A 26,028-nucleotide genomic window follows, 5' to 3' on the forward strand; every position below is an offset into this window, starting at 1 on the left:
CCAATTATTTCGGCAACTACTAGCGTGGGCAGGAAATATCATGAAATTCAACTCATTACAGACTCGAATTTGCTTCACCGCCGGACTCTGCCTATTAATCTCTTGCGCGAGTTTGGTGTCATATGGGTTGTACTCCTCAACCGCCAATCAAGCCTACGTGGGTACTGAAGTTTCAGCATTGATTGAAAGTGGCACCATCCGCGAAGTGCAAAACCTGGCGGAGTCCCGTGCCAACGCCATCAAGGCGAAGCTGCAAAATGCCTTGGACTCGGCACGCACGCTGGCCAATACGCTGGGCGCGAGTAAAAGTGCGCAAAGCCCGCTGGCGCTGGGCCGCGATCAAATCAATACGATGCTGCTCAGCGTGCTCAAGGACAACCCCGAGTTCAACGGCACGTATTCGTGCTGGGAGCCAGATGCGCTGGACGGCCAGGACCAAGCGTTTCGTAACAACGAGGGCGGCAACAACCCGTTGACCGGCCGCTTCACGCCCTATTGGACGCGCAGCTCGGACGGTCATGTCGCGGTACAACCGCTGGTCGAGTACGACTCCGATGCCCGCCACCCCAATGGTGTGCTCAAGGGCGGCTGGTACAGCGGCCCCCGGGATACCCAGAAAGAAAGCGTGCTCGACCCCATTCCCTACGTGGTGCAAGGCAAAAATGTGTGGCTGACCACGCTCTCGGTGCCGATCACCGCCAATGGCAAGTTTTACGGCGTAGTCGGTGCGGACTTCGACATTTCGTTTATCCAGAAACTCAGCGAGCAAATGTCCGCCGACCTCTACGGCGGCAAAGGCTCAGTGTCGATCCTGAGCAATCAGGGGCTGGTGGTGGCCGACAGTAAACGGCCAGAATTGATCGGCCAGCCACTGAAGGCGTTGCTACCCAACACCTGGGATAAGGTGCTGGCCAATGTGCAGAAAGGCCAGGGCGACAGCCGCCTGAACCAGGACACCCAGGAAATCGAAGTGCAGATGCCGATCACCCTGGGCCGCACCGAAAAACCCTGGGCCATCTTGATCCACCTGCCCAAGGCGGTGGTCATGAGCCAGGCCATTACCCTGGAGAAGGAACTGCAATCGCGTGGCGTCAGCAGCAGTATCTGGCAGGTCTCGGTCGGCCTGGGCATCTCATTGCTGGCATTGCTGGCGCTGTGGTTCGCTACCGCAAAAATCGTCGGGCCGATTCGTGAAGCCGCCGCCTTGGCTGCCAACATCAGCCTGGGAGACTTCTCCCGTCGCCTGGTGCAAAAATCCGAAGATGAGGTCGGCCAGTTGTCCTTGGCTTTGAACGAGATGTCTGAAAGCCTGCAGCGTCAAGTCCGCGTGGCTGAACGTATCTCCGAAGGCGATCTGGACCTCGAAGTGCGTTTGTCCTCACCCAACGACACGTTGGGCAAGTCCCTGGAGAAAATGGTCGGCAACCTGAACACCTTGATTTCCCAGGTGCAGGCCAGCGCCACGCAAATCACCGGCAGCTCCGCACAGGTCACCGAGTTGAGCCAGTCGTTGTCCGACGGCGCGTCCAATTCGGCATCGTCCATCACTGAAATCAGTGCCGTCATGACGCAAATGGCCGCGCAGACCTCCGACAACGCCGCCAATGCGAAAAAGGCCGACGAACAATCCCAGGCCTCACGCGCCGACGCCGGGGAGAGTGACAAGCTGATGAGCGAATTGATCGCCGCCATGGCGGAAATCGACAATTCGGGCAAAGACATCACCGCCATCATCACCACCATCGACAATATTGCCGCGCAGACCAACCTGCTGGCCTTGAACGCAGCGATCGAGGCCGCGCGCGCCGGGGAATTGGGCCGCGGCTTTGCCGTCGTCGCCGATGAAGTCAGGAGCCTCGCCGCCCGCAGCGCCGAAGCAGCCCAGCAAACCGCAGCGCTGATCGCCGACTCGTCGACCAAGACGCAGCGCGGCATGGTCATCGCCGGTCGCACGGCCGACTCGTTGCGAAACATCGTCACCGGCACCAGCACCGTTTCCAGCCTGGTGTCGTTGATCTACCAAGCCTCGAGTGAACAGGCGTCCGGCTTACAGCAAGCCAGTATCGGTCTGGAGCAGATCGACGAAGTCACCCAGCAGAATCAGGCCAACTCCCAACAATGCGCGGTGGCCGCCCGCAACCTGTCGGAACGGGCCAGTTCCATGCAGCAAGGGTTGAGTCGTTTTAAAGTCAAAGCCACATAACGCCCATTTGCAGCCATCGAGAGTGAAGCCGGGGGTGGGTTTACCACCACCTCCGGCCCGGCCGCATAAATTCCGCCTCTATTCACGAAATATTAAGAAGCGCCCCCCTATACTCACCGATTACGAGCCGTTCCCCCGAACGGTCCCCTGCCCCGGTATCCTGCCCCCATGACGCGTCCCGTTCGTCTGCTGCTCCTGCTTGCTGGCCTGTTGTTCTTCTTCGCCCTTGGTAGCCATGAGCTGCAAGGCTCCACCGAAGCCCGCGTCGCCGGGATCGCGATGGCCATGCACCTGGACAACGACTGGGTGGTGCCACGGCTGTTTCGTGAGCCGTTCCTTGAAAAACCGCCCCTGAGCCTGTGGCTCGACGCCGGCGCGATCCGCTTGTTTGGCGGCACAACCTGGGCCGTGCGCCTGGCCTCAGCGTTTGCCGGGTTGTTCAGCGTGATGCTGCTCTACGGGATGCTGCGCCGGTTCGGACGACCGCAGATCCTGGCGTTCTGCGCGGCACTGATCCTGGCGACCATGGCCAGTTACTGGGGCAACGTGCGCGGCGTGGGTGAAGATGCGTTGCTCAGCCTGGGCGTGACTACCGCGCTGCTGGCGTTCTACCAGGCGATGCGACCGGCGTCCGAGCGCCAGGGCTCAACCACCTGGGCCTGGGCCCTGTTTACGGCCGGGATGGTGGTCGCCACCCTGAGTAAAGGCGTGCTGGGCCTGGCGATGCCGGGCATCGTGATCTTTGTGTACCTGGCGTGTACCAGTTGGATGGACAAACGCCTGCGCATCGGCGACTGGCTGCGACCGGCACTGTTTACCCTGCTGGCCTTGGTGCCGCTGCTGATCTGGCTGGGATTTCTGTTCCAGCGCGGCGGGATGCAGGCGGTGGGCGAAGTGCTGTGGACCAACAGCGTCGGGCGGTTCAGCGGTTCGTTTGTCGAAGCCGGGCATTACGAGCCGTTCTACTACTACATCGCCAAACTGCCCGAAGCCTTTTTGCCGTGGAATATCCTGGTGTACCTGGGGCTTTGGCACTTCCGCAAAAGCCTGGTACACAACCGCTACCTTCTGTTTTTCTGCGTCTGGCTGGTGGCGCAATTTACCCTGCTGACCCTGGCCTCCAGCAAGCGCACGGTGTACCTGATGGCGCTGACGCCAGCCGCCGCCGTACTGGCTGCGGAGTACGCGCGGGTACTGCTGCAATGGCTGAAAGATCACAAACCGGCGCTGTATGCGCCGCATAAAATCGTGATCGGCGGCGTGTTCACCCTGCTCATCGCCTGCTACCTGGGCGCGGCATTCTGGTTCGCGCCAAAAGCCGACAAAAAACAGTCGTTCGTGCCCGTAGTGAGTCAGATCCAGGCACTGCAGGCCGAAGGCAAAAAAGTCGCATTGTTCCGGCCCAACGAGCGCATCGACGGCGCCAGCATGTTCTATCTGCAGGCCTACTTGCCAATTCTGCAAACCGAGCCAGAACTGCGCAGTTACCTGGCCGCCGCCCCCGGCAACGTCGCGCTGCTGGATAACACGGACCAACTGACCGGCAAGGTCACGGTGATCAAGGAAATGGCAATCAGTCGCCAACCTTACTACTTCATCGAGCAGTAAGGCGGGCGCGGGGGATCAGTGCTTAGTGAGCTTGTCCAGGTAACCCATGGCGAACGCCGATACCACAAAGGTCATGTGGATGATCACGTACCACATCAAATGCTGCGGATCGACGTTCTTGGCGTCCATGAAGATGCGCAGCAGGTGGATGGAGGAAATCGCCACGATGGACGCGGCCACTTTCATCTTCAGCGACGAAGAGTCCATGGTCCCCAGCCAGTTGAGCTTTTCCTTGTTTTCATCGATGTCCAGCTGCGAGACGAAGTTCTCGTAGCCGGAGATCATCACCATCACCAGCAGGCCGCCGACCAGCGCCATGTCGATCAACGACAACAGCAGCAGGATCACTTCCGATTCGAGCATGCTGAAGATGCCGGGAACGACGTGAATGATTTCCTGGAAGAATTTCAGTGCCAGGATCAGCAGGCCCAGGGAGAGCCCCAGGTAGATCGGCGCCAGTAACCAGCGCGAGGCGTACATCGTATTTTCGATAAAGCGTTCCATTGAATCTCACACAGCTTGGCTAAAAATGGCGGCGAGTATACCAGCGGCTCCCGAACACCTGTAACCATGAGAAAACTAACCTGGGCGGCATCTGTAAGAGAATTTTTCTGCTAGTGTCGAGCCCATCAACTCGGCTCAAAGACGTCGGACAGGAAAACTCAAGATGATGGATGTGCGTTCCCCTTGGGCCAGCATCGGCCTGTGTGCGGCATTGCTGCTGGCCGGCGGCTGCTCTCCCAGCGATGAGAAAAAGCAGACCACCCTCGAAGAGAAAACCACGCAGTTCGAACAGTCGCTCGACAGTATCCAGGACCCCAAACTGCGTGACGCCATCGCCGACCTTGGCGGTTCGCTGCTGTTACTGGAACGGGCGCGGGTCAAGCTCGCCACCAAGCCTATCGAAGCCGAATACGGCGAAGACAGCCTGGCGCTGCTCAAGCACTACCCCACGCCCCAGGCGCTGGTCGACACCTATATCAACGGCCTGTTCGTACTGCGCAAGACCTCCCACTCCGACTACCTGACCGATCTGCAGCCGGTGTTCCCGTTCAACTTCAATATGCCCGACCAGTTCCCCTTCCCCCACGGCCTGGAATGGCAGTCGGTGACCTTGAGCAACAACAAAGTCATCCCCTTCCAACCGGAATGGTCGGAAACCGATCCCGGCATCCAGTTGAGCCCCAGCAGTTCCAACCTGACCAACCCCGATGACCTGACGGTGACCTACCCGTTCATCGACGGCATCGAGACGGAAAACAAAAGCCAGCCGCAGCCCGTCAGCCTCAAAGGCACGGTTGAGGTCATTGCACCGGGCAAGGTGCTGACGTTCGATTTGTCGAAACAAGACCTGGGCCACCCGCGCACCGAGGGCAATATCACCCTCAAGCTGCTGAGCCTGGAAAAAAACTACGCCGAGATCGAACTGACCAACCACGAACCGCTGGCAGCGCAAGCCGCCGACGAATCGCCGAACCCTTTGCTGGTCCAGGCGCGCGACAGTACCGGGCAATTCCTCACGCGCTCCGGCTCAATCAATGAAAGTACCGCGCAGGTGGCGTTCTACGAAAAACAACTGGCGCAGATGCAAAAGCAGAAAGCCTGGTCGGACACGCTTGAAAAACAACTGACGGACGAACAAAAAGCCTTCGAACACCAGCAAAACAGCCATTACGCCAAGGTCTACTTCAACGGCCTGATCGACACGCTGCAGGTCGACGTACTGGACTTTTCCACGGCCACGGTAACCCACAAGGACCTCGACCTGCCGGTGCTGCGCTTCGACAAAAACAGTCTGCAGAAAACCGTACAAGCCTTGCCGATGGCGGTAACGGTGTATGACGACGGCGCTGCCAACTGGCTCAAAAACGCGACAATGACCGAGGACCAGCTAAAAAACAGCGTGACCATCAGCCAGTCCGTCGAAGATGCCAGCGCCGCGCATATCGTGTTTGACCACCCCTTTACCTTCAACGACGAACTGGCAGGTGCCGAACGCAACAGCAGCGAAGCCCCGGTGACGTTTTTCACGGCAGATGAAAAAGGCGCGCGCGGCGAGCCCATCGAGTTGCCGAGCGAAGCCTTCGAACTGAACCCGGCACGCGGCACCCTCACCTACGACCTCAACCTGTTCCCGGAGAACCCGGCGTTTGTGGTGGGCTCGATTCCGCTGTTCCTGGCCACCATCGACAAAGCCACGATCGACGTGGCCAAGCTACCCAAGGGCCTATCGCTCAAGGACAACGCGCTGATCATCGACCAGACGCAGTTCCCGTCCGACAGCTGGCGCTTCTATGCCAAGGACGCCAGCGGCAACTATCTCAAGGAAATTCTCGGGGTCAGCCACCGCGCCGAGGAATACGGCACGGCGTTGTTTGACGTGCATTACTTCTATGGCCAGCCGACCCTGCTGGAAAGCTACCAGCGCACCGACCTCGGCACCGTGCAGTACGGCTTCGAGGTCAAGCTGGACAAGCCCGAAAGCAAATGATTGGGGCTTACAGGGCCAGGCGTTCCTGCCCATTGTTGAGCAGTCGCAGGTGGGCCTGCACATGCAGGCACCAGATCGGCGGCTCGTCCGCCAGCTCGTAGCCGTGCTGTGTCAGGTTATCGACGATCGTTTGCAGAACGGTCTCGGCCACGAAAGGCCCATGAAACGGACCTTCGGACTTGACGGTGGAAGGCTGCTCGCCGGCCATTCCAGCGGCAAACAGCAACGTCCACATCCCGTTATCCCCCGCAAGAGGGCGAACGGAACATTCGATACGGGTGCCCAAGCCCAGGCACTGGCGGGTGAGGCAAAGGTTGCGCGGCATGGCGGCGACCCTCGGTAGATCAGTGTTCAGCCTCAAGCACGGCGAGACTGTCTCTATCCTGCGACTCCTGTGGATATCCCTAATGCTCAGAATAGAAGAAAACTGCGACAAACCAAGGTTGTAGGGACCAACGGGCGTTGGCCCCGAACCCGGAGTCAATTTTGTGGCGGGTTAACGCTTCAGCTCGGCTTGGTTTCCGCCAACGCCTGCTGCGCCAGTTCTTTCTCTGCTTCCTTCAAGTCTTCCTCGCTGATCATCTCGGCAATCGCACGCAAACGCTCTACCACACGCGCATTCACCGTGCCTTCGGGGAATTGCCCTTGCGCGTCCGGTTCACCGGCCGGCTCGCCGACCAACAGGCTCAACGCCTCATCCGCCTGGCGCACCGCATAGATATGGAATTGCCCGGCACGCACGGCCTGCAACACCTTCTCATCGAGCATCAGCGTCGCCACGTTGGCTTGCGGAATGATCGCGCCTTGTTCGCCGGTCAGACCGCGCGCTTCGCAGAGGCGGAAGAAGCCTTCGATCTTCTCGTTGACCCCACCTACCGCCTGCACTTCACCAAACTGGTTGATCGAACCGGTGATGGCAAAGCACTGCTTGAGCGGGGTTTTCGACAAGGCCGAAATCAAAGTGCAGGCCTCGCCCAGGGATGCGCTGTCACCGTCCACGTAACCGTAGGACTGTTCCAACGCGATACTCGCAGAAATCGCCAGCGGGAATTCCTGGGCATAACGGCTGCCCAGGTAACCGGTGAGGATCATCACGCCCTTGGAGTGAATCGGCTGGCCGAGGTTAACCTCGCGCTCGATGTCGACGATACCGCTGCCGCCCGGGTACACCGTGGCGGAAATCCGCGCCGGCACGCCGAACGCCGAATCACCGACTTCCAGCACCGTCAGCCCGTTGCACTTACCGACCGCCGCACCGGCGGTGTCGATCAAGATCACCCCGGCGAGCATGTCGTCGAGAATCCGCGCCGACACTCGCCCGGTACGCGTAGCCTTGGCCTTCAGCGCGCGTTCGATGTGGCCGGCGTCGGTCATTTCGTCGCCCGCCAGGTGGCGAATGAAATCCGCCTCGCTGACCAGTTGGAACAAATCGCCAATGCGTGCCGACAAACGCCCCTGGTGTTCGGCCAGGCGTGCGCTGTAGGTAGCCAACCGCGCCACCGCGTCCGAGGTCAGCGGCGCCATGCCTTCTTCCGAGGTGCGGGTTTTCAGCAACTGCGCGAACTGCTCCAGGCTTTCGTCGACCATCGGGATGTCTTCGTCGAAATCCACCAGCACCCGGAACATTTCCTGGAAGTCTGGATCGGCGTCCTGCAAGGCGTAGTACAGCTGACGCGAACCGATGATGATCACCTTGACCTGCAACGGGATCATTTGCGGGTTGAGCGTCACGGTGGCCAGGCGGCCCAGTTCGCCCAGCGGCGATTCCATCTTCAGCTTGCGCGACTGCAGGGAACGCTTGAGGGCGTCCCACACAAACGGCTCGCTGAGCATTTTTTCGGCTTCGAGGATCAGGAACCCGCCGTTGGCCCGGTGCAAGGCGCCCGGACGCAACTGGCGATAGGTGGTGTAGAGCGCGCCCTGGTCGGTGCTGTATTCAATACGGCCGAACAGGTTGTCGTAGGTCGGGTGCGGTTCAAACACCACCGGCGCGCCGCCGCTGACCGGATGGCCGACCACCAGGCTCGGGCAGTACTGCTCTTCGAGCAGCTTGCGGGCCTGGGCGTCGGTCTTGGCGTCGTCCACCAATTGCTCGACCACGGTTTTCAGCAAGTACACCTGCATGGCTTGCAGGTAACCGCACACCGCAGCGTTCTCCGCGTACTTTTCCGACAACGGTGACAGCAATGGCTGGAGGGCCAGGGTGATGGTTTCTTCGTTGAAATGACGCAGTTGGTTGTTCGACTCACGCTTCCACTGCGGCAGGCTGGCCAACTCTTCGTTGAGGCGCTCTTCCAGTTCGGAAATATCGGTATGGAACCGTTCGCGATCGACTTCCGGCAGTTGCGAGAACTCGGCCTCGTCCAGCGCCTTGCCGTCGAGCATCGGGGTAAACGCGATGTTGGTACTGTCGCGGTACAGCGCCACGTCCTTTTCCAGGGCCAGGCGCTCGATCACGTCCAACGCCTTGTCGTAACGCTGGTTGAACGCGCGGTCGATGGCGCTTTTGCGTTGTTGATACGTCGGGTGTTCGAAGACGGCCGGGAAGGTCGCCACCAGGTTATCGACCAAGCCATTGATATCGGCGATGAACGCCGCACCGCCGCCTGCCGGAAGTTCCAGCGCGCGCGGTTCGCGGGGCTCATCGAAATTATTCACATAGACCCAGTCCGCCGGGGTCTGTAGGCGTTTGCCTTCGGCCTTCAGGTAACGTTTGACGAACGAAAAGCGACCGGTGCCCGGCTCGCCCATGACAAACACGTTGTAACCGGGGCGTGGCATGGCCACACCGAACTGCAAGGCTTCAACCGCACGTTCCTGGCCAAGCACACCGCGAAAGGGCTCCAAATCATTGGTGGTCGAGAAGCTGAACTGTTCAGCGGAGAAAGGACGAGTCAGCGCGTCAGGCGCTAGACGCAAGCTGGCAGCAACAGGATCAGGCATCGGGCTTCCTTACATCAGGCGGGGCAGATGGCGGCATTCTGGCTCTCCGTTGCGCGCTCTGGCAAGGCGAGCCTGAGGGAAAGCATAGACACGGCATGCGTCCTACAAAAAAAACACGACATCTCTGTTTGTTTTATAAAAAATCACGGAACCCCTGGAACCTGCCTAAACTCCAAACTGCGCGGGCTAGACTAATAACTGGCCCCTAAGGCGCTATGAAGTGCCTGACCCCTTGTCCATTGGTTTGCACACAAAGAGAACAAAGCTATGAAACGGATCCTTCTCGGTACTCTCTTCACCGTCGTTTCCCTCAATGCAATGGCTGAATCACCCGGTGGCCCGAACTGCGGTTGGGGCAACATGCTGTTCGACGGCCAGCGCGGTACTCCGGCGCACTTCCTGGCTTCCACCACCAACGGCACCTCGGGCAACGCCACTTTCGGCATGACCTCGGGCACCAACGGTTGCAGCACCAACAGCGCCCTGACCTACGGCGGCAAGTCGTGGATTGCCATGAATGGCATGATGAACGAGCTGTCCGAAGACATGGCCAAAGGCAATGGCGAAGCGCTGACCACCTACGCCGTGGTACTGGGCGTTGCACCTGAAGATCGCGAGCACTTCGCTGCAGTGACTCATGAGCACTTCCAGCAAATCTTCAGCAAGGCTGATGTGACCGCTGACGATGTGCACAACAACACCCTCGCTGTACTGAAAAGTGATGCGCGTCTGGCGAAGTACGCAACCCAGGCTTAAGCTCGACCTGCCCGCGCCCTCCACGGCGCGGGTTTTACTTTTGGACCCGCCTCCCCGTTTGGGTCTCACTTTTTCCGACTTAAGTTGCCCCTATGCTCAAACGCCTTGCCTCGATGGCACTCTTCGCCTGCGCCCCGCTGTACGCAGCGCCGCATCTTGATGATCAACGTTTGCAGCAATTGGCCAACGATCCGTTCTGGTTGTCCCTGGGCCATTACGAAGCCGGCAAAGTCAGTGGCTGGCGCAGCTATGTCAGCGACAAAAAATTCTTCCTCGCAGCCGACGGTGCTCACCACCCGGATGCGGAGCTCAAGGCCACCGTCGACGCGCTCTACGCGCCGGCCAGCCTGGGTGAAAAACACGCCCAATGCGTTTACCCCGCACGCACCCGCTGGCTCAAGGATCAGTTGCACCTGAACGACCTGCCCGCCGTGGACTGCAACGAATTCAAGCAATGGTTCAAGGACGTCGCGCCCCATAGCGCGGTGTTGATCTTCCCGGCGGCCTACCTCAACAGCCCCTCCTCGATGTTCGGCCACACCTTGCTGCGCATCGACCAGGCGGACGTGCAGAGCAACAACACCGCGCTGCTCAGCTATGCGATCAACTTCGGCGCGTATATCGAGGGCTCGGACAACAGCATCCTCTACGCCTGGAAAGGCCTGATGGGCGGCTACCCCGGCCTGTTCGCCCTGGTGCCTTACCAGGAAAAACTCTCGGAATACCGCAGCCTGGAAAACCGCGACCTGTGGGAATACCGCCTGAACCTGACCCAGGTCGAGACCGAACGCATGGTCGAGCATGTGTGGGAGCTCAAGCAGATCCAGTTCGACTACTTCTTCTTCGACGAAAACTGCTCCTACCGCCTGCTGGAATTGCTGCAAGTGGCCCGCCCCGGCCTGCGCCTGACCGAGCAATTCCCGCTCACCGCGATTCCGACTGACACGGTCAAGGCGGTGAAAGACGCCGGCCTGGTCGAAAAAATCGACTACCGGCCCTCCCGTGAACGCGAGTTGCTGGAACGTGCCAAGCCGCTGGACAGCAACGAGCAGCAATGGGTGCTGAACGTCAGCGACGACCAGAAACAACTGCAGGCACCCGCGTTCAAGGCCATCGCCAAGGATCGCCAGGCCCTGATCATCGACGCCGCCTACCGCCTCGGCCGCTACCGCGCCAATGGCCTGGAGCGCGACACCGAACGCTCCCAACGCAGCTTCGAACTGCTGCGTGCGATCAACCAGAACCCGGCGCCAGACCTTAAAGTTACCCCTCCTGGGTTGCCGGAAAACGGCCACGAATCGCGCACCTGGCAAGCCGGCATCGGCACCCGTGGCGACAAAGCCTTCGGTGAATACGGCCTGCGCATGGCCTACCACGACCTCAACGACAACGCCGAAGGCTTCCCCCTCGGCGCGCAGATCGAAATCCTGCAAATGAAACTGCGCCAGTACGAAGGCAATCACTGGCAATTGCAGCAATTGGACCTGGCCACTATCCGCTCACTGACCCCGCGCAACGCGCTGCTACAACCCTGGTCATGGCAAGTCACTGGTGGCCTGGAACGTGTGCCGGGCAAACACGACGACGAAACCCTGGTCGCCCACGTCAACGGCGGCGCCGGCGGCACCTGGCAACTGCGCGACGACATGCTCGGCTTCGCCCTCGGCACCGTGCGCGTGGAACACAACAACGACTTCAACGAAGCCATCTCCCCCGCCGCTGGTTTTAACACCGGCGTGCTGTGGAAAAACCCACTGGGCAACCTGAGCCTGGAAGCCAAGGGGGACTTCTTCACCAATGGCGAAGTGCGGCGCAGCATCAGCCTGAACCAGCAGTGGGAATTGTCGCGCAACCTCGGCCTGCGCCTGAGCGCCCAGCGCGAGTACAGCCACTTGGCGACACCGGTGAATGAGGTAATGCTTGAGATGAAGTGGTATCACTACTGACTAAAAGTGTGGGAGGTGGCTTGCCCCCCGATTGCGGTGGACCAGCTATAAATAGGCTGACCGACACGCCGCAATCGGGAGCAAGCCCCCTCCCACACTTTGTTAGCATTGCCCGCACAATCAGGAGCTCACTCAACATGGCCGTTAACTGCACCACGCTTGAACAAGTCCGAAGCAACATCGACCGCCTCGACCAGCAAATCGTCACCCTGCTGGCCGAACGCGGCCAGTATGTTTCCCAGGCGGCGCGTTTCAAAAAAGACACCGACGGCGTCAAAGCGCCGCAGCGGGTCGAACAGGTGATCAGTAAAGTGCGCGACCTATCCCACACAGTCGGCGCCAATCCAGACGTCACCGAACAGGTGTACCGCGCGATGATCGCGGCGTTTATCCAACAGGAATTGGCTGAGCATGCTGCGCTGGCGATAAACCAGACGGCTTAGCTTCCGGTGGCGAGGGAGCAAGCTCCCTCGCCACAGGTATAGCGTTCGCCTTAAGCATCGCGATGCTCCACACCTTTCTCACCCCCCTTTCACATCCCTCCGACGAATCCCCTTCTAGACTTCCCCTATCAGCCGTGAAACGGCCAGGGAGCAAGCAATGTGGCGGTATGCAGTAATGCTGTGTGCGATGGTATGGCTGTCGGGTTGCCAATCGACCCACCAGGAGTTACTGGCCAAGGGCTACCCACCGGCGTTTGCCGATGGTTTCGATGACGGTTGCAGCAGCGGTCGCCAGGCGGCGGGAGTGATCACTGGGGAGTTTCGCAAGAATGTGCCGCGTTATCTGAAAGAGCGGGAATACGCCGAAGGCTGGGAAGATGGCTTTCGCCAGTGCAAGGCCATGCGCGAAAGCGAAGCGCTACGTGACTACAAAGACAGCCATTGGAACGACCGCGAGCGCGCCTGGCAGCAGGAGAAGGATCGCGACGCGGCCAAGGCTTATCGCTCGCGATAGGTCGCTTTCAGACATTCGTCGAAACTAAAGTGCGGCGAACATGGCCCAAACTCCATAGAGGGAGACTGTCATGAGCCGAGCTTTTGTAAATGAAGACAGCGCCGCCGCGCAGGCCGACACACCGGTCGAGCGTCAGGTCAGCGAGCAACCCAATCGCCTCACCGCGCGCGGGTTGGCGCAGTTGCAGGCCAAGGTCGCGCAGTTGCAGCATGAATACAGCGTCGAATCCGCCAAGGGCGAACAGGCCGACAAACAGCGCCAGGCCGACCTTGAGCGGGATTTGCGTTACTTCAACCAGCGGGTGCAGAGCGCCCAGGTGGTGGCGCCCGCCGTTTCCACCGACCAGGTGCAGATCGGCAGTTGGGTGACCTTCGCCAATGAGCAGGACGAGCAGCAGCGCATTCAGTTGGTCGGAGAAGACCAGGCCGATGCCGGCGCGGGCCTGATCAACTGGGGTTCACCCCTGGGTCGGGCGCTGCTCGGAGCCCGGGTGGGCGACGAGGTGCTGTGGCAGCGCCCCGTCGGCGACCAGGTGATCGACGTGCTGCGTATCGAGGCCGAGGCCTAGACGATACCTTGGGCCAGCATCGCGTCGGCGACTTTGACGAAGCCCGCGATATTGGCGCCCTTCACGTAGTTGACCCGGCCGTTCTCCTCACCGTAATGCACGCACGCATGATGGATCGACTGCATGATGTTGTGCAGTTTGCTGTCCACCTCCCCGGCGGTCCACAGCAGGCGCATGGCGTTCTGCGACATTTCCAGGCCACTCACCGCCACGCCGCCGGCGTTGGACGCCTTGCCCGGGGCGAACAGAATGCCCGCGTCGATAAAGATATCCACAGCCTCCAGGGTGGTCGGCATGTTGGCGCCTTCGGCCACGCAGATGCAGCCGTTGCGCAACAGGGTGCGGGCAGCGTCGGCGTCGAGTTCGTTCTGGGTGGCGCACGGCAGCGCGATATCGCACGCCAGCTCCCACGGGGTTTTACCGGCGCGGAACTCCAGGCCGTAACGCGCTGCCAGTTCGCTGATGCGACCGCGCTGGACGTTTTTCAACTCCAGCAGCGCCGACCATTGCGCCTCGGTCAAACCGCTTTCGGCATACAGGGTGCCTTCGGAGTCGGACAGCGAAATCACCTTGCCGCCCAAATCCATGACCTTGCGCGCAGCGTATTGCGCCACGTTGCCGGAGCCGGAGACCGCCACGCGCTTGCCTTCAACCCGCAGGCCATCGCGCTTGAGCATTTCTTCAGCGAAGTACACACAGCCAAAACCGGTGGCTTCGGGGCGGATCAAGCTGCCGCCGTAGGTCATGCCCTTGCCGGTCAGCACCGAGGTGAACTGGTTGCTCAGGCGTTTGTACTGGCCGAACAGGAAGCCGATCTCGCGGGCGCCCACCCCGATATCGCCGGCGGGTACGTCCACGTCCGCGCCGATATGGCGGTACAACTCACTCATGAATGCCTGGCAGAAGCGCATCACTTCGGCGTCGCTCTTGCCCTTGGGGTCAAAGTCCGAGCCGCCTTTGCCGCCGCCCATGGGCAGCGAGGTCAGGGAGTTTTTGAAGGTCTGTTCAAAGGCGAGGAATTTCAGCACACGCAGGTTGACCGACGGGTGAAAGCGCAGACCGCCCTTGTAGGGGCCGATGGCGCTGTTCATCTGGATACGGAAACCGCGATTGACCTGCACCTTGCCGTGATCATCGACCCACGACACCCGGAAAGTAATCGCACGTTCCGGCTCGCAGATGCGCTCCAGAATGCCCGAGGTCAGGTAGTGGGGGTTGGCTTCAAGAAACGACCACAGGCTGCGTAGGACTTCTTCTACGGCCTGGTGGAATTCCGGCTGGTCGGGGTCGCGTTTCTTGAGACGGGCGAGGAAGGATTCAACGGATTCGATCATGAAAAGTCTCGGCAAATTTATTGTCGTTAAGGGCGATTGAGCCGGACTTTATCAATTCATTTCGCACCGCGACAGGGCAAAATGTCGCTTTTGTGAATTTAAATGGTGCATTGGATATAAATAAACCTGAAAAACAGGCATTTATCGCACTTAAAAAGGGATTTCAAAACAGCGTCATGCACCAACTGAAAAACTGCTATCGGGGGCAAGTCGAATCGTCGCGCCGCCCCTCTCACATTTGATCGATGTTCGGCAGAAATTAATGGGCAAAAAAAACGGAGCCCGAAGGCTCCGCGTTTTCCAAACCGACCCAAATCAGGCCAATTTTTTGTGCCGTACACGGTGCGGCTGGGCAGCGGCTTCGCCCAAGCGTTTCTTGCGATCCGCTTCGTACTCGGTGTAGTTACCTTCGAAGAACACCGCCTGGGAGTCGTCTTCATACGCCAGGATGTGGGTCGCGACGCGGTCAAGGAACCACCGATCGTGAGAGATCACAATGGCGGCGCCCGGGAAGTCCAGCAAGGCCTCTTCCAGGGAACGTAGGGTTTCAACGTCGAGGTCGTTGGACGGTTCGTCGAGCAGCAGCACGTTGCCGCCCTCTTTCAGGGTCAGGGCCAGGTGCAAGCGACCGCGTTCACCACCGGACAGGTCCTTGACGAACTTCTGCTGGTCGCCACCCTTGAAGTTGAAACGGCCGACGTAGGTGCGCGACGGGATTTCATAGTTGCCGATGCGGATCTGGTCGGAACCGTCGGAAATCTGCTGAAACACCGTTTTGCTGCCGTCGAGGTCTTCGCGGCTCTGGTCGACGCAGGCCAGTTGCACGGTTTCACCGACTTCGATGGTGCCGGAGTCCGGGGTTTCCTTGCCCATCAGCATGCGGAACAGTGTGGATTTACCCGCACCGTTACCGCCGATAACGCCGACGATTGCACCTTTTGGCATCGAGAACGACAGGTTATCGATCAGTACGCGATCGCCGTAGCCTTTGGAAACGTTCTTGAATTCGATGACCTTGTCACCCAGGCGCGGACCGGCCGGGATGTAGATCTCGTTGGTTTCGCTGCGTTTCTGGAATTCCTGCGACTGCATTTCTTCAAAGCGTTGCAGGCGGGCCTTGGATTTGGACTGGCGGGCCTTGGCGCCTTTGCGCACCCACTCCAGTTCTTCCTTCATGGCTTTTTCATGGGCCGACTGCTGCTTGGATTCGGCGGCCAGACGGTCGGACTTGGCTTCGAGCCAACCGGAGTAGTTACCCTCGTAGGGGATACCGGCACCACGGTCGAGTTCGAGAATCCAGCCGGCAACGTTGTCCAGGAAGTACCGGTCGTGCGTGATCGCAACCACGGTGCCCGGGAAATCGTGAAGGAAATGTTCCAGCCAGGCGACAGAATCGGCGTCCAAGTGGTTGGTCGGTTCGTCGAGCAGCAGCATGTCGGGGGCCGACAGCAGCAGGCGGCACAGGGCCACACGGCGCTTCTCACCACCGGACAGGAATTCGATCTTGGCGTCCCACGCAGGCAGGCGCAGCGCATCGGCGGCGACTTCCAGCTGGCGCTCCAGGTTGTGACCGTCGCCGGCCTGCAGGATCGCTTCGAGCTTGGCCTGTTCGGCAGCCAGTTTGTCGAAGTCGGCGTCCGGTTCGGCGTAGGCGGCGTAGACCTCATCCAGGCGGGCCTGAGCGTTCTTGATCACGCTGACGGCTTCCTCGACCACTTCACGCACGGTCTTGGTCGGGTCCAGGATCGGCTCCTGTGGCAGGTAGCCAATGTTCAGTTCGGGCATCGGGCGAGCTTCGCCCTCGAACTCGGTGTCGACGCCGGCCATGATTTTCAGCAGGGTGGATTTACCCGAACCGTTGAGGCCGAGCACGCCGATCTTGGCGCCAGGGAAGAAGGACAGCGAAATATTTTTCAGGATTTCCCGCTTCGGCGGAACAACTTTTCCCAGCCGATGCATGGTGAAGACGTATTGAGCCATGGTGAACCTAGCGTCAGTGACTGATGAATTGAGCGGGCGAAGCCCGTGCCAGGCCATGCGCCGCGCGGGCCGTTGACCGTGGTCAATGCCTGCGAGCGGAAAAAGCCTGATTGTCTGGGGCTGGAACGCCCCCGCGTAACAGGCAAAGCTACCTGAATGCGCCAAGGCAGTCCAGCCAGGCGGGACTGGCACTTTGCCACAAGTCAAGGCATGCTAGCCGCCCTTCGGGCGCCCGGCTTATAGTGCATGTCGCGCGCCAGTCCAGCCAAACCGCAGGATCACAGCTTGTCCAAAGTCACGCCGCCCACTCCCCTGCGCGCCGCTCATATAGCGCCGGGAGCGCCCCTGCACGGCACCCTCAAAGGCGCATTGGCGACGCTCGTCCTCATGTTGCTCGCGCTATTGTTCTGGCAATTGCTCGACCAACTGCAGCAGAACCAGAAAAACCAGCAGCAATACACCATCGACTACAGTGCCGACCTGGCGGAGCAAATCAGCCTGAACATGGGCCTGAGCGCACAGATCGCCCTGAATCTGCTGCCGATGGTCGAGCCGCCGCGCAATGATGAACAGCAACAGGCCTTGATGCGCACCTTGCAGCGCTCCCTACCGGAACTGCGCAGCTTCGCACTGCTCGCCCCCAGCGGCGCAATGATCCGTGACACGGCCAACGACAGCCAGGACCGCGACTTGCTCGAGGAACTGGTCAAGCGCAGCCATTCCCAGCCCTACTACCTGAGCAACGACAACGACGGCACCGTCATCTATCTGTTGCTGCATCAGCCCAGTGGCGATTCGAAAATGTACTGGGCACTGCGCCTGGCGCCGAACTACCTGGCCAGCCTGACCCGCCAGGACGGCCAAGGCCAGCGGCCGATGTGGGCCATCGAGAATAGCCTGAACCACCGCGTAGTCAGCCGTGACAGCGGCATGTCGACACACTGGGCCGCCGCCCTGACCCCGGACGAACTGAATAAAAGCGTACTGGTCACGCCCCTGAGCAAAAGCGACTGGCAACTGCGCGGCCTCTTCGACCGTAACGCCGTCCTGGAACAACTGCTGCCGGCGTTTATCGGCAAGTGCCTGCTGGGCCTTGCCTTCTCGTTGGTCCCGGCGATCGTGCTGTTGAATATGCGCCGCCGTCAGCGCCAGGTGAACGAAGGCCGGCGGCGCTATCAGGATATTTTCGAAGGCACCGGCGTGGCCCTGTGCGTGCTTGACCTGTCGGAGCTCAATGCGTTCTTCGACAAGGCCAAGATCCACACAAGCGAGCAATTGCACGAGTGGCTGCAGGGCAACCCCGAAGCGCGGCGCCAGTTGCTCAGGGAACTGCGCGTCACCGAGGTCAACCAGGTGGCGGTGCGCCTGTTAAACGTCAGCTCGTGCGAGCAAGCCTGGGAACGCCTGATCGACGATTGCCCGCGCAACGCCACGGCCATCGGCTATCAGGTGCTCGAGGCGGTGCTGACCCAACAGAGCCAGTTGGAGCTGGAAATCCAGCTCAACGACGTCGCCGGCAACCTCCAATACTTGTGGCTGGTGATGCGCCTGCCGGAACAGCGCGACGACTTCAAGGCGGTGATCCTCAGCATCAGCGACATCACCAGCCGCAAACTGGTCGAACTGTCGCTGGTGGAGCGCGAGAGTTTCTGGTCGGACGTGGTGCGCACCGTGCCTGATCACCTGTATGTGCAGGATGTGATCAGCCAACGGATGATTTTCAGCAACCACCACCTGGGCCACACCCTCGGCTACAACAAGGCCGAATTGGAGCAAATGGGCGAGTACTTCTGGGAAATCCTGCTGCACCCCGAAGACGCCGAGCATTACCATGACTTGCGCCAGCAGCAGCGCCAGGCCGGCTATTCGAGCCAACTGCACTGCCAGTTACGCTTTCGCCACCGCAATAACCAATGGCGCCGCTTCGATATCCGCGAGCAAGCCCTGGCCGGGGACAAGACCGCGCAGGTCACGCGCATCATCGGCGTGGCCAAGGACATTACCGATCAGATTGAAGCCAGCGAATCCCTGCGGGACAGCGAACAGCGCTACCGCATGCTGGCCGAAAGCATCAGCGACGTGATCTGCTCCACCGACAGCCGGCTCGCCCTCAACTACATCAGCCCCTCGGTCAGCGCCGTGCTGGGGTATGACGTGGACTGGGTGTTCAAGAATGGATGGCAGTCGATCATCGCCAATCCGCAGCAATTGGCCGGCATCTACAGCCTGGTCGAGCAAGTCAGCCGGGCCTTGGGCGACGTGCAGGCGCTGGCCAAGTTGCGTGATGACATCCATACCCAACTGTTCCTGTTCGACTGCCTGCGCGCCGACGGGCGCAAAGTACCGATCGAGTTGCGCCTGGTGTTGGTGTGGGACGAGCACGGCGCCTTCGAGGGCATCCTCGGCGTGGGTCGCGATATCAGCCAGCAGCGCCGCGCCGAGAAAGACCTGCGCATGGCCGCCACGGTATTCGAGCACTCCACGTCGGCGATCCTGATCACCGACCCGGCGGGCTATATCGTGCAGGCCAACGAGGCGTTCAGCCGCGTCAGTGGCTACGCCGTAGCGGACGTGCTCGACCAGTTGCCGAACATACTCACCGTCGACGAGCAACAGGAAGCCCACCTGCGCTACGTGCTCAAGCAGTTGCACCAGCACAGCACCTGGGAAGGCGAAGTGTGGCTCAAGCGCCGTAATGGCGAGCATTACCCGGCCTGGGTCGGCATTACCGCCGTGTTCGACGATGAAGGCGACCTGGCCAGCTATGTCTGCTTTTTCAGCGATATCAGCGAGCGCAAGGCCAGCGAACAGCGCATCCACCGCCTGGCCTATTACGACGCCCTGACCCACCTGCCCAACCGCACGCTGTTCCAGGACCGTCTGCACACCGCGCTGCAGTCGGCCGAACGGCAGAAGTCGTGGGTGGTGCTGATGTTCCTCGACCTCGACCGCTTCAAACCGATCAACGACTCCCTGGGCCACGCCGCCGGCGACCGCATGCTCAAGGAAATGGCCACCCGCCTGCTCGGCTGCGTGGCCGAAGACGACACCGTGGCGCGCATGGGCGGTGACGAGTTCACCCTGCTCCTGCAGCCGCGAGCCAGCCGCGAACTGGCGCTGAACCGCGCGATTAACGTGGCCGAGCAAATCCTCGCCAGCCTGGTCAAACCCTTCGTGCTGGAAGGCCGCGAGTTCTTCGTCACCGCGAGTATCGGCATCGCCCTCAGCCCGCAGGACGGCAACGAGCTGAGCCAGTTGATGAAAAACGCCGACACCGCGATGTATCACGCCAAGGAACGCGGCAAGAACAACTTCCAGTTCTACCAGGCCGACATGAACGCCAGCGCCCTGGAGCGGCTGGAGTTGGAAAGCGATCTGCGCCATGCCCTGGAGCAGAACGAATTCGTGCTCTATTACCAGCCGCAATTCAGCGGCGACGGCAAACGCCTGACCGGCGCCGAAGCCCTGCTGCGCTGGCGCCACCCGCGTCGTGGCCTGGTGCCGCCGGGGGACTTTATTCCGGTGCTCGAAGAGCTGGGCCTGGTGGTGGACGTGGGCGACTGGGTGATCAGCGAAGCCTGCCGTCAGCTCAAGATCTGGCACGAGAACAAAGTGCGGGTGCCGAAAGTCTCGGTGAACATCTCGGCGCGGCAGTTCTCCGACGGTCAGTTGGGTGAGCGTATCGCCACCATCCTCAAGGACACCGGCCTGCCGCCGGCGTGCCTGGAGCTGGAGCTGACCGAAAGTATCCTGATGCGCGAAGTCAACGAAGCCCTGCAGATCCTCGCCAGCCTGAAAAACCTTGGCCTGAGCATCGCGGTGGACGACTTCGGCACCGGCTATTCGTCGCTCAACTACCTCAAGCAATTCCCCATCGACGTGCTCAAGATCGACCGCTCCTTCGTCGACGGCCTGCCGTCCGGCGAGCAGGATGCGCAAATCGCACGAGCGATCATTGCCATGGCCCACAGCCTCAACCTGGCGGTGATCGCCGAGGGCGTGGAGACCCATGAACAGCTGGACTTCCTGCGCGAGCATGGCTGCGATGAGGTGCAAGGTTATCTGTTCGGGCGGCCGATGCCGCCGAATCGGTTCGCGGCGCAGTTCAGTAACGACGCACTGTTCATGTTCGACTGAAGATCTGCGGTGAAGCCGCCGGCCTCATCGGGGGCAAGCTCCCTCCCACATTTTGACGTGTGAACACGTTCAAGTGTGGGAGGGGGCTTGCCCCCGATGGCGCCGGTACAGTCACCGCCCGTTCACAGATGAAAGCCACTTGTCCGCGACATGACGTCCTTTCATATGCCATCTAAAACCCGTTGGGTTAGAATGCCTTCCTTTTCTGCCCCCCGATCCTTGAGGACCGCCATGTTCAGCCGTGATTTGACTATTGCCAAGTACGACGCCGATCTCTTCGCCGCCATGGAGCAAGAAGCCGTGCGCCAGGAAGAGCACATCGAGCTGATCGCTTCGGAAAACTACACCAGCCCTGCGGTCATGGAGGCTCAAGGTTCGGTTCTGACCAACAAGTACGCCGAAGGCTACCCAGGCAAGCGCTACTACGGCGGCTGCGAATACGTCGACGTGGTTGAGCAACTGGCCATCGACCGCGCCAAGCAACTGTTCGGCGCCGATTACGCCAACGTCCAGCCACACGCCGGCTCCCAAGCCAACAGCGCCGTGTACCTGGCCCTGCTGCAAGGCGGCGACACCATCCTGGGCATGAGCCTGGCCCACGGCGGTCACCTGACCCACGGTGCCAGCGTTTCTTCCTCCGGCAAGCTGTACAACGCCGTTCAATACGGTATCGATGCCAACGGCCTGATCGACTACGACGAAGTCGAGCGCCTGGCGGTCGAGCACAAGCCGAAAATGATCGTGGCCGGTTTCTCTGCCTACTCGCAGATCCTCGACTTCCCACGTTTCCGCGCAATCGCCGACAAAGTGGGCGCGTACCTGTTCGTCGACATGGCCCACGTGGCCGGTCTGGTCGCTGCTGGCGTCTACCCGAACCCGGTTCCGTTCGCTGACGTCGTCACCACCACCACGCACAAAACCCTGCGCGGTCCACGTGGCGGCCTGATCCTGGCTCGCGCCAACGCCGAGATCGAGAAGAAGCTCAACTCCGCGGTATTCCCAGGTTCCCAAGGCGGCCCGCTGGAGCACGTGATCGCCGCCAAAGCGATCTGCTTCAAAGAAGCCCTGCAGCCTGAGTTCAAGACTTACCAGCAACAAGTGGTGAAAAACGCCAAGGCCATGGCCGACGTGTTTATCGCACGCGGTTTTGACGTGGTGTCCGGCGGGACTGAAAACCACCTGTTCCTGCTGTCGCTGATCAAGCAGGACATCTCCGGTAAAGATGCTGACGCGGCCCTGGGCAAAGCCTTCATCACCGTGAACAAAAACTCCGTACCGAACGACCCACGTTCGCCGTTCGTCACCTCGGGCCTGCGTTTCGGCACCCCGGCCGTGACCACTCGCGGCTTCAAGGAAGCAGAGTGCAAGGAACTGGCCGGCTGGATCTGCGACATCCTGGCTGACCTGAACAACGACGCCGTGATCGATGCGGTGCGTGAGAAGGTCAAGGCCATCTGCAAAAAGCTGCCGGTGTACGGCGCTTGATTGCAGTTGCTTGACTAAGAAGCCCGGCTCTTGAGCCGGGTTTTTTTATGCCAATCAGGATTTGGAATGCAACCCAATGTGGGAGGGGGCTTGCCCCCGATAGTAGTGTGTCAGCCACTTATATGTTTGCTGACCCACCGCCATCGGGGGCAAGCCCCCTCCCACATTTTTGATCGCATTTCAGATCAGAGTTGGTGGACCTTCGCAAAGCCCTCGCGAATCTTGTCTTCCGGCAACTCGTCGGCAATAAACACAATCACACTCTCCCGCGCTTCGCCCTCGGCCCATTCGGTGTCCCAATCGAAGCCGTACAGTTTCAGCACGCCCTGAAACACCATGCGCCGATCGTCTCCGGCGATGTTCAATACGCCCTTGTAGCGCAGCAGTTGCTTGCCGTGGTCTTCCAGCAGTTCGTTCATGAACTCGCTGAGGCGGTCGATATCCAGCGGCTGCTCGGTGCGCAGCACCAGGCTGGAGATACGGTCGATGGACGGCGCGGCGCTGACCGGGCGCAGGTTCATGCCGGCGTTGAGGTTGAAGCCGCGCACATCGAGCAATTCGGCCAGGTCGATGGCGCCGTGGTCGACCACGCGAATCGGCGCGCGGCGGTTGATGCGGGTCAGGCGCTGGCTGAGGGCGTCGAAGGTTGCGTCGTCCACCAGGTCGCGCTTGCTCACCAGCAGGCGGTCGGCAAACCCGATCTGCGCCTGGGCGATGGTTTGGCTCAGGTGGTGCTCGGCGTGGGCCGCGTCCACCAGGGTGATGATGCCGTCGAGGATGTAGCGCTCGCGCAGCTCTTCATCGATGAAAAAGGTCTGGGCCACGGGGGCAGGGTCGGCCAGACCGGTGCATTCGATCACCAGGCGGTCGAAGGCGATCTCGCCGCTGTCCAGACGCTCCAGCAGCAGGTACAGGGCTTTGCTCAGGTCGGTGTGGAGGGTGCAGCACACGCAGCCGTTGGACAGGGTCATGACTTGCACGGGCTCGGCGCCCAATAGCTGGGTGTCGATACCGGCGTCGCTGAATTCGTTTTCGATCACGGCGATTTTCAAGCCGTGCTCGGCTTTGAGCAGGTGGCGCAGCAACGTGGTCTTGCCGGCGCCGAGGAAGCCACTAAGGACGGTGACGGGGATGGGAGAGGACAAAGAAATTCTCCTTGAAGAAACACAGAAACAAATGTGGGAGGTGGCTTGCCCCCGATAGCAGTGTGTCAGGCACTGGTATGTCACTGACACATCGCTATCGGGGGCAAGCCCCCTCCCACAGTAGATCACCGCCAGCCCGAATTACCGGGTCAGCAGCATTTGGGCCCACCCTTGCCGCCGTAACGGGCTTCCTGGCGTTCCCGGAAGAACGCCTTGTAGTCCATCATCGGTTTGTCCGGGTGTTTGGTTTGCATATGCTCGACGTAAGTGTCGTAGTCGGGCATGCCGACCATCAGGCGCGCGGCCTGACCGAGGTATTTACCGAGGCGACTGATGTCATTGAACATGGCTGCAATCCTCGATCATGCGTCCGGTACGGCCTGGAACGGGGCTTCTTTATCCGTGCGTTCTTTGTTACCCCAGGCGGCAATGCCGACCTTGAGCGCATAGAACAGGATGCTGAAGACCACGAACAGGAACAGCGCCGTCAGCGTTGCGTTGGTGTAGGCATTCCAGATCACATGCTGCATCTGGTCGATACTCTTGGCCGGGGCCAGGATCTGACCGTTGGCCAGCGCATCGCTGTACTTCTTCGCCAGCGACAGGAAGCCGATCGCCGGGTTAGCGTCGAACAGCTTGATGAAGCCCGCGGTGGTGGTGCAGATCAGCAGCCAGACAGCCGGCAGCATGGTCACCCAAATGTAGCGTTGGCGCTTCATTTTGATCAGCACGACAGTCGCCAGCATCAGCGCGATACCTGCCAGCATCTGGTTGGAGATACCGAACAGCGGCCACAAGGTGTTGATGCCGCCCAGTGGGTCGATCACACCTTGATACAGCAGGTAACCCCACATGGCCACGCAACCGGCGGTCGCGATCAGGTTGGCGGTCCAGGACTCGGTACGTTTGAGCGCCGGCACGAAGGAACCCAGCAGGTCTTGCAGCATGAAGCGCCCGGCACGGGTACCGGCGTCGACCGCCGTCAGGATGAACAGCGCTTCGAACAGGATCGCAAAGTGGTACCAGAACGCCATGGTGTTTTCACCTGGCAGGACACTGTGCAGGATCTGCGCGATACCCACAGCGAGCGTCGGCGCACCGCCGGCACGCGCCAGGACGGTGGTTTCGCCGATGTCACGGGCAACGGCCGACAGCGCCTCAGGCGTAATCGCAAAGCCCCAACTGCTGACGGTTTGAGCGACGGTGACCACGTCGGAGCCGACAATCGCCGCCGGGCTGTTCATGGCGAAGTACACGCCAGGCTCGATCACCGAAGCGGCAACCATCGCCATGATGGCCACGAACGACTCCATCAACATGCCGCCATACCCGATGTAACGGGCGTGGCCTTCACTGGCCAGCAACTTCGGCGTGGTGCCCGAAGCGATCAGCGCGTGGAAGCCCGAGACCGCACCGCAGGCAATGGTGATGAACAGGAACGGGAACAGGCCGCCCTTCCACACCGGGCCGGTGCCATCGATGAATTGGGTCAGCGCCGGCATTTTCAGGTCGGGCATGGTCACCAGGATGCCGATGGCCAAGGCGACGATGGTGCCGATTTTGAGGAAGGTGGAGAGGTAATCACGCGGGGCCAGGATCAGCCACACCGGCAGTACCGCCGCGACGAAACCGTAGCCGATCAGCATCCAAGTGATCTGGATGCCGGTGAAACTGAACACCTTGGCCCAGACCGGATCGGCGGCAATCTGCCCGCCCAGCCAGATCGAACCGAGCAGCAACAGCACGCCGACGATCGAAATCTCACCGATGCGGCCCGGGCGGATGTAGCGCATGTAGACGCCCATGAACATCGCGATCGGGATGGTCGCCATCACCGTGAAGATGCCCCACGGGCTCTCGGCCAGGGCCTTGACCACGATCAGCGCCAGCACCGCGAGGATGATGATCATGATCAGGAAGCAGCCGAACAGCGCGATGGTCCCCGGAATGCGGCCCATCTCTTCGCGAACCATATCCCCCAGGGAACGGCCGTTACGACGGGTGGACAGGAACAGGACCATGAAGTCCTGCACCGCACCGGCCAGCACCACCCCGGCGATCAGCCACAGAGTGCCGGGCAGATAACCCATTTGCGCCGCCAACACCGGGCCGACCAAGGGGCCTGCACCGGCAATCGCCGCAAAGTGGTGACCAAAAAGAATGTGTTTGTTGGTCGGCACGAAGTCCAAACCGTCGTTATTGACCACTGCCGGGGTGGCCCGTAGTGGATCGAGCTGCATCACGTTGTTGGCGATGAACAGACTGTAGTAACGATAGGCAACCAGATAGATCGCCACTGCGGCGACCACGATCCACAAGGCGTTAATCGCCTCGCCGCGGCGCAAAGCCACTACGCCTAGGGCGCACGCACCTACTATTGCCAGTACCAGCCAGGGTAAGTGGCGTAGCAGGCTATTATTATTCTTCATTTTTATATTCCAGCCAGGGTGGACAGAAAGGACGACCAGCTCGAGT

General features: G+C 60.5%; 18 protein-coding genes. 10 read left to right on the plus strand and 8 right to left on the minus strand.

All coding sequences use genetic code 11. The annotated features are described in order from the left end of the window. The first annotated feature begins 40 nt into the window (after positions 1-40). Together ACS5Q8_RS24920 and ACS5Q8_RS24925 are read left to right on the plus strand one after the other, a co-directional pair. Positions 41-2,203 (plus strand): methyl-accepting chemotaxis protein, encoded by a 2,163-nt coding sequence (locus tag ACS5Q8_RS24920; RefSeq protein ID WP_276194949.1) that lies wholly within the window; start codon positions 41-43, stop codon positions 2,201-2,203. A 168-nt stretch (positions 2,204-2,371) separates the two neighbouring features. After that, complete coding sequence (locus ACS5Q8_RS24925) at positions 2,372-3,811, plus strand: ArnT family glycosyltransferase (protein WP_465159536.1); 1,440 nt, start codon at positions 2,372-2,374, stop codon at positions 3,809-3,811. 15 nt (positions 3,812-3,826) lie between these two features. Here the strand turns inward: ACS5Q8_RS24925 and ACS5Q8_RS24930 are convergent, their stop codons facing one another. Continuing rightward, positions 3,827-4,315, minus strand: a complete 489-nt coding sequence (locus tag ACS5Q8_RS24930; protein WP_276194951.1) for a TIGR00645 family protein — start codon at positions 4,313-4,315, stop codon at positions 3,827-3,829. A 163-nt stretch (positions 4,316-4,478) separates the two neighbouring features. Between ACS5Q8_RS24930 and ACS5Q8_RS24935 the strand changes: the two genes are divergently transcribed. Then, on the plus strand, positions 4,479-6,302 hold the full coding sequence (locus ACS5Q8_RS24935) for a hypothetical protein (RefSeq protein ID WP_426100612.1): 1,824 nt from the start codon (positions 4,479-4,481) through the stop codon (positions 6,300-6,302). Positions 6,303-6,309: 7 nt separating this feature from the next. On the opposite strand, the gene ACS5Q8_RS24940 is transcribed toward ACS5Q8_RS24935, so the two are convergent. Further along, complete coding sequence (locus tag ACS5Q8_RS24940; protein WP_276194953.1) at positions 6,310-6,627, minus strand: PA4575 family protein; 318 nt, start codon at positions 6,625-6,627, stop codon at positions 6,310-6,312. 179 nt (positions 6,628-6,806) lie between these two features. Continuing rightward, positions 6,807-9,245 carry a Lon protease family protein gene (locus ACS5Q8_RS24945; protein WP_276194954.1) on the minus strand — a complete coding sequence of 813 codons (2,439 nt, stop codon included), beginning with the start codon at positions 9,243-9,245 and terminating at the stop codon, positions 6,807-6,809. Positions 9,246-9,512: 267 nt separating this feature from the next. Here ACS5Q8_RS24945 and ACS5Q8_RS24950 point away from each other — a divergent pair, with 267 nt between their 5' ends. From ACS5Q8_RS24950 to ACS5Q8_RS24970, 5 genes are all read left to right on the plus strand, one after another. Next, positions 9,513-10,001, plus strand: a complete 489-nt coding sequence (locus ACS5Q8_RS24950) for a DUF3015 domain-containing protein (RefSeq protein ID WP_276194955.1) — start codon at positions 9,513-9,515, stop codon at positions 9,999-10,001. A gap of 92 nt (positions 10,002-10,093) precedes the next feature. Next, positions 10,094-11,947, plus strand: a complete 1,854-nt coding sequence (locus ACS5Q8_RS24955; RefSeq protein ID WP_276194956.1) for an Lnb N-terminal periplasmic domain-containing protein — start codon at positions 10,094-10,096, stop codon at positions 11,945-11,947. A gap of 137 nt (positions 11,948-12,084) precedes the next feature. Further along, a complete protein-coding gene (locus ACS5Q8_RS24960) occupies positions 12,085-12,390 on the plus strand; it encodes a chorismate mutase (protein WP_443694726.1) in 306 nt (101 codons plus the stop codon). 157 nt (positions 12,391-12,547) lie between these two features. Beyond that, positions 12,548-12,904 carry a hypothetical protein gene (locus tag ACS5Q8_RS24965; RefSeq protein WP_276194957.1) on the plus strand — a complete coding sequence of 119 codons (357 nt, stop codon included), beginning with the start codon at positions 12,548-12,550 and terminating at the stop codon, positions 12,902-12,904. A gap of 70 nt (positions 12,905-12,974) precedes the next feature. Next, entirely contained in the window at positions 12,975-13,472 is a 498-nt protein-coding gene (locus tag ACS5Q8_RS24970) for a GreA/GreB family elongation factor (RefSeq protein ID WP_247397071.1), read from the plus strand. Here ACS5Q8_RS24970 and gdhA read toward each other — a convergent pair. Next, positions 13,469-14,806, minus strand: coding sequence for an NADP-specific glutamate dehydrogenase (gene gdhA, locus ACS5Q8_RS24975; protein WP_465159537.1), 1,338 nt, complete (start codon positions 14,804-14,806; stop codon positions 13,469-13,471). The genes ACS5Q8_RS24970 and gdhA overlap by 4 nt on opposite strands. Before the next feature lie 315 nt (positions 14,807-15,121). Beyond that, complete coding sequence (gene ettA / locus ACS5Q8_RS24980; protein ID WP_276194959.1) at positions 15,122-16,786, minus strand: energy-dependent translational throttle protein EttA; 1,665 nt, start codon at positions 16,784-16,786, stop codon at positions 15,122-15,124. Positions 16,787-17,071: 285 nt separating this feature from the next. On the opposite strand from ettA, the gene ACS5Q8_RS24985 reads away from it, so the two are divergent. Next, a complete protein-coding gene (locus ACS5Q8_RS24985; protein ID WP_426100606.1) occupies positions 17,072-20,923 on the plus strand; it encodes a sensor domain-containing protein in 3,852 nt (1,283 codons plus the stop codon). 231 nt (positions 20,924-21,154) lie between these two features. Beyond that, the gene (glyA, locus tag ACS5Q8_RS24990; protein WP_426100604.1) at positions 21,155-22,408 is read left to right on the plus strand and encodes a serine hydroxymethyltransferase; all 1,254 of its coding nucleotides are present in this window, start codon (positions 21,155-21,157) and stop codon (positions 22,406-22,408) included. Between the two features lie 185 nt (positions 22,409-22,593). On the opposite strand, the gene yjiA is transcribed toward glyA, so the two are convergent. From yjiA to ACS5Q8_RS25005, 3 genes are all read right to left on the minus strand, one after another. Further along, on the minus strand, positions 22,594-23,553 hold the full coding sequence (gene yjiA, locus ACS5Q8_RS24995) for a GTPase (protein ID WP_426100602.1): 960 nt from the start codon (positions 23,551-23,553) through the stop codon (positions 22,594-22,596). Between the two features lie 149 nt (positions 23,554-23,702). Then, positions 23,703-23,900 (minus strand): YbdD/YjiX family protein, encoded by a 198-nt coding sequence (locus ACS5Q8_RS25000; RefSeq protein ID WP_003176208.1) that lies wholly within the window; start codon positions 23,898-23,900, stop codon positions 23,703-23,705. 15 nt (positions 23,901-23,915) lie between these two features. Beyond that, positions 23,916-25,982, minus strand: a complete 2,067-nt coding sequence (locus ACS5Q8_RS25005) for a carbon starvation CstA family protein (RefSeq protein ID WP_443696212.1) — start codon at positions 25,980-25,982, stop codon at positions 23,916-23,918. Positions 25,983-26,028 lie beyond the last annotated feature (46 nt).

Source organism: Pseudomonas sp. PAMC25584, from assembly GCF_058135675.1.

What these genes read in the sequence shown, in the direction of transcription:
- ACS5Q8_RS24935 (WP_426100612.1), top strand. Translation starts at nt 4,479, where the DNA reads ATGATGGATGTGCGTTCCCCTTGGGCCAGCATCGGCCTGTGTGCGGCA.
- ACS5Q8_RS24920 (WP_276194949.1), top strand. Translation starts at nt 41, where the DNA reads ATGAAATTCAACTCATTACAGACTCGAATTTGCTTCACCGCCGGACTC.
- ACS5Q8_RS25005 (WP_443696212.1), bottom strand. Translation starts at nt 25,982, where the DNA reads ATGAAGAATAATAATAGCCTGCTACGCCACTTACCCTGGCTGGTACTG.
- ACS5Q8_RS24925 (WP_465159536.1), top strand. Translation starts at nt 2,372, where the DNA reads ATGACGCGTCCCGTTCGTCTGCTGCTCCTGCTTGCTGGCCTGTTGTTC.
- ACS5Q8_RS24950 (WP_276194955.1), top strand. Translation starts at nt 9,513, where the DNA reads ATGAAACGGATCCTTCTCGGTACTCTCTTCACCGTCGTTTCCCTCAAT.
- ACS5Q8_RS24965 (WP_276194957.1), top strand. Translation starts at nt 12,548, where the DNA reads ATGTGGCGGTATGCAGTAATGCTGTGTGCGATGGTATGGCTGTCGGGT.
- ACS5Q8_RS24930 (WP_276194951.1), bottom strand. Translation starts at nt 4,315, where the DNA reads ATGGAACGCTTTATCGAAAATACGATGTACGCCTCGCGCTGGTTACTG.
- glyA (WP_426100604.1), top strand. Translation starts at nt 21,155, where the DNA reads ATGTTCAGCCGTGATTTGACTATTGCCAAGTACGACGCCGATCTCTTC.
- ACS5Q8_RS24940 (WP_276194953.1), bottom strand. Translation starts at nt 6,627, where the DNA reads ATGCCGCGCAACCTTTGCCTCACCCGCCAGTGCCTGGGCTTGGGCACC.
- gdhA (WP_465159537.1), bottom strand. Translation starts at nt 14,806, where the DNA reads ATGATCGAATCCGTTGAATCCTTCCTCGCCCGTCTCAAGAAACGCGAC.
- ACS5Q8_RS24955 (WP_276194956.1), top strand. Translation starts at nt 10,094, where the DNA reads ATGCTCAAACGCCTTGCCTCGATGGCACTCTTCGCCTGCGCCCCGCTG.
- ettA (WP_276194959.1), bottom strand. Translation starts at nt 16,786, where the DNA reads ATGGCTCAATACGTCTTCACCATGCATCGGCTGGGAAAAGTTGTTCCG.
- ACS5Q8_RS24945 (WP_276194954.1), bottom strand. Translation starts at nt 9,245, where the DNA reads ATGCCTGATCCTGTTGCTGCCAGCTTGCGTCTAGCGCCTGACGCGCTG.
- ACS5Q8_RS24970 (WP_247397071.1), top strand. Translation starts at nt 12,975, where the DNA reads ATGAGCCGAGCTTTTGTAAATGAAGACAGCGCCGCCGCGCAGGCCGAC.
- ACS5Q8_RS25000 (WP_003176208.1), bottom strand. Translation starts at nt 23,900, where the DNA reads ATGTTCAATGACATCAGTCGCCTCGGTAAATACCTCGGTCAGGCCGCG.
- ACS5Q8_RS24960 (WP_443694726.1), top strand. Translation starts at nt 12,085, where the DNA reads ATGGCCGTTAACTGCACCACGCTTGAACAAGTCCGAAGCAACATCGAC.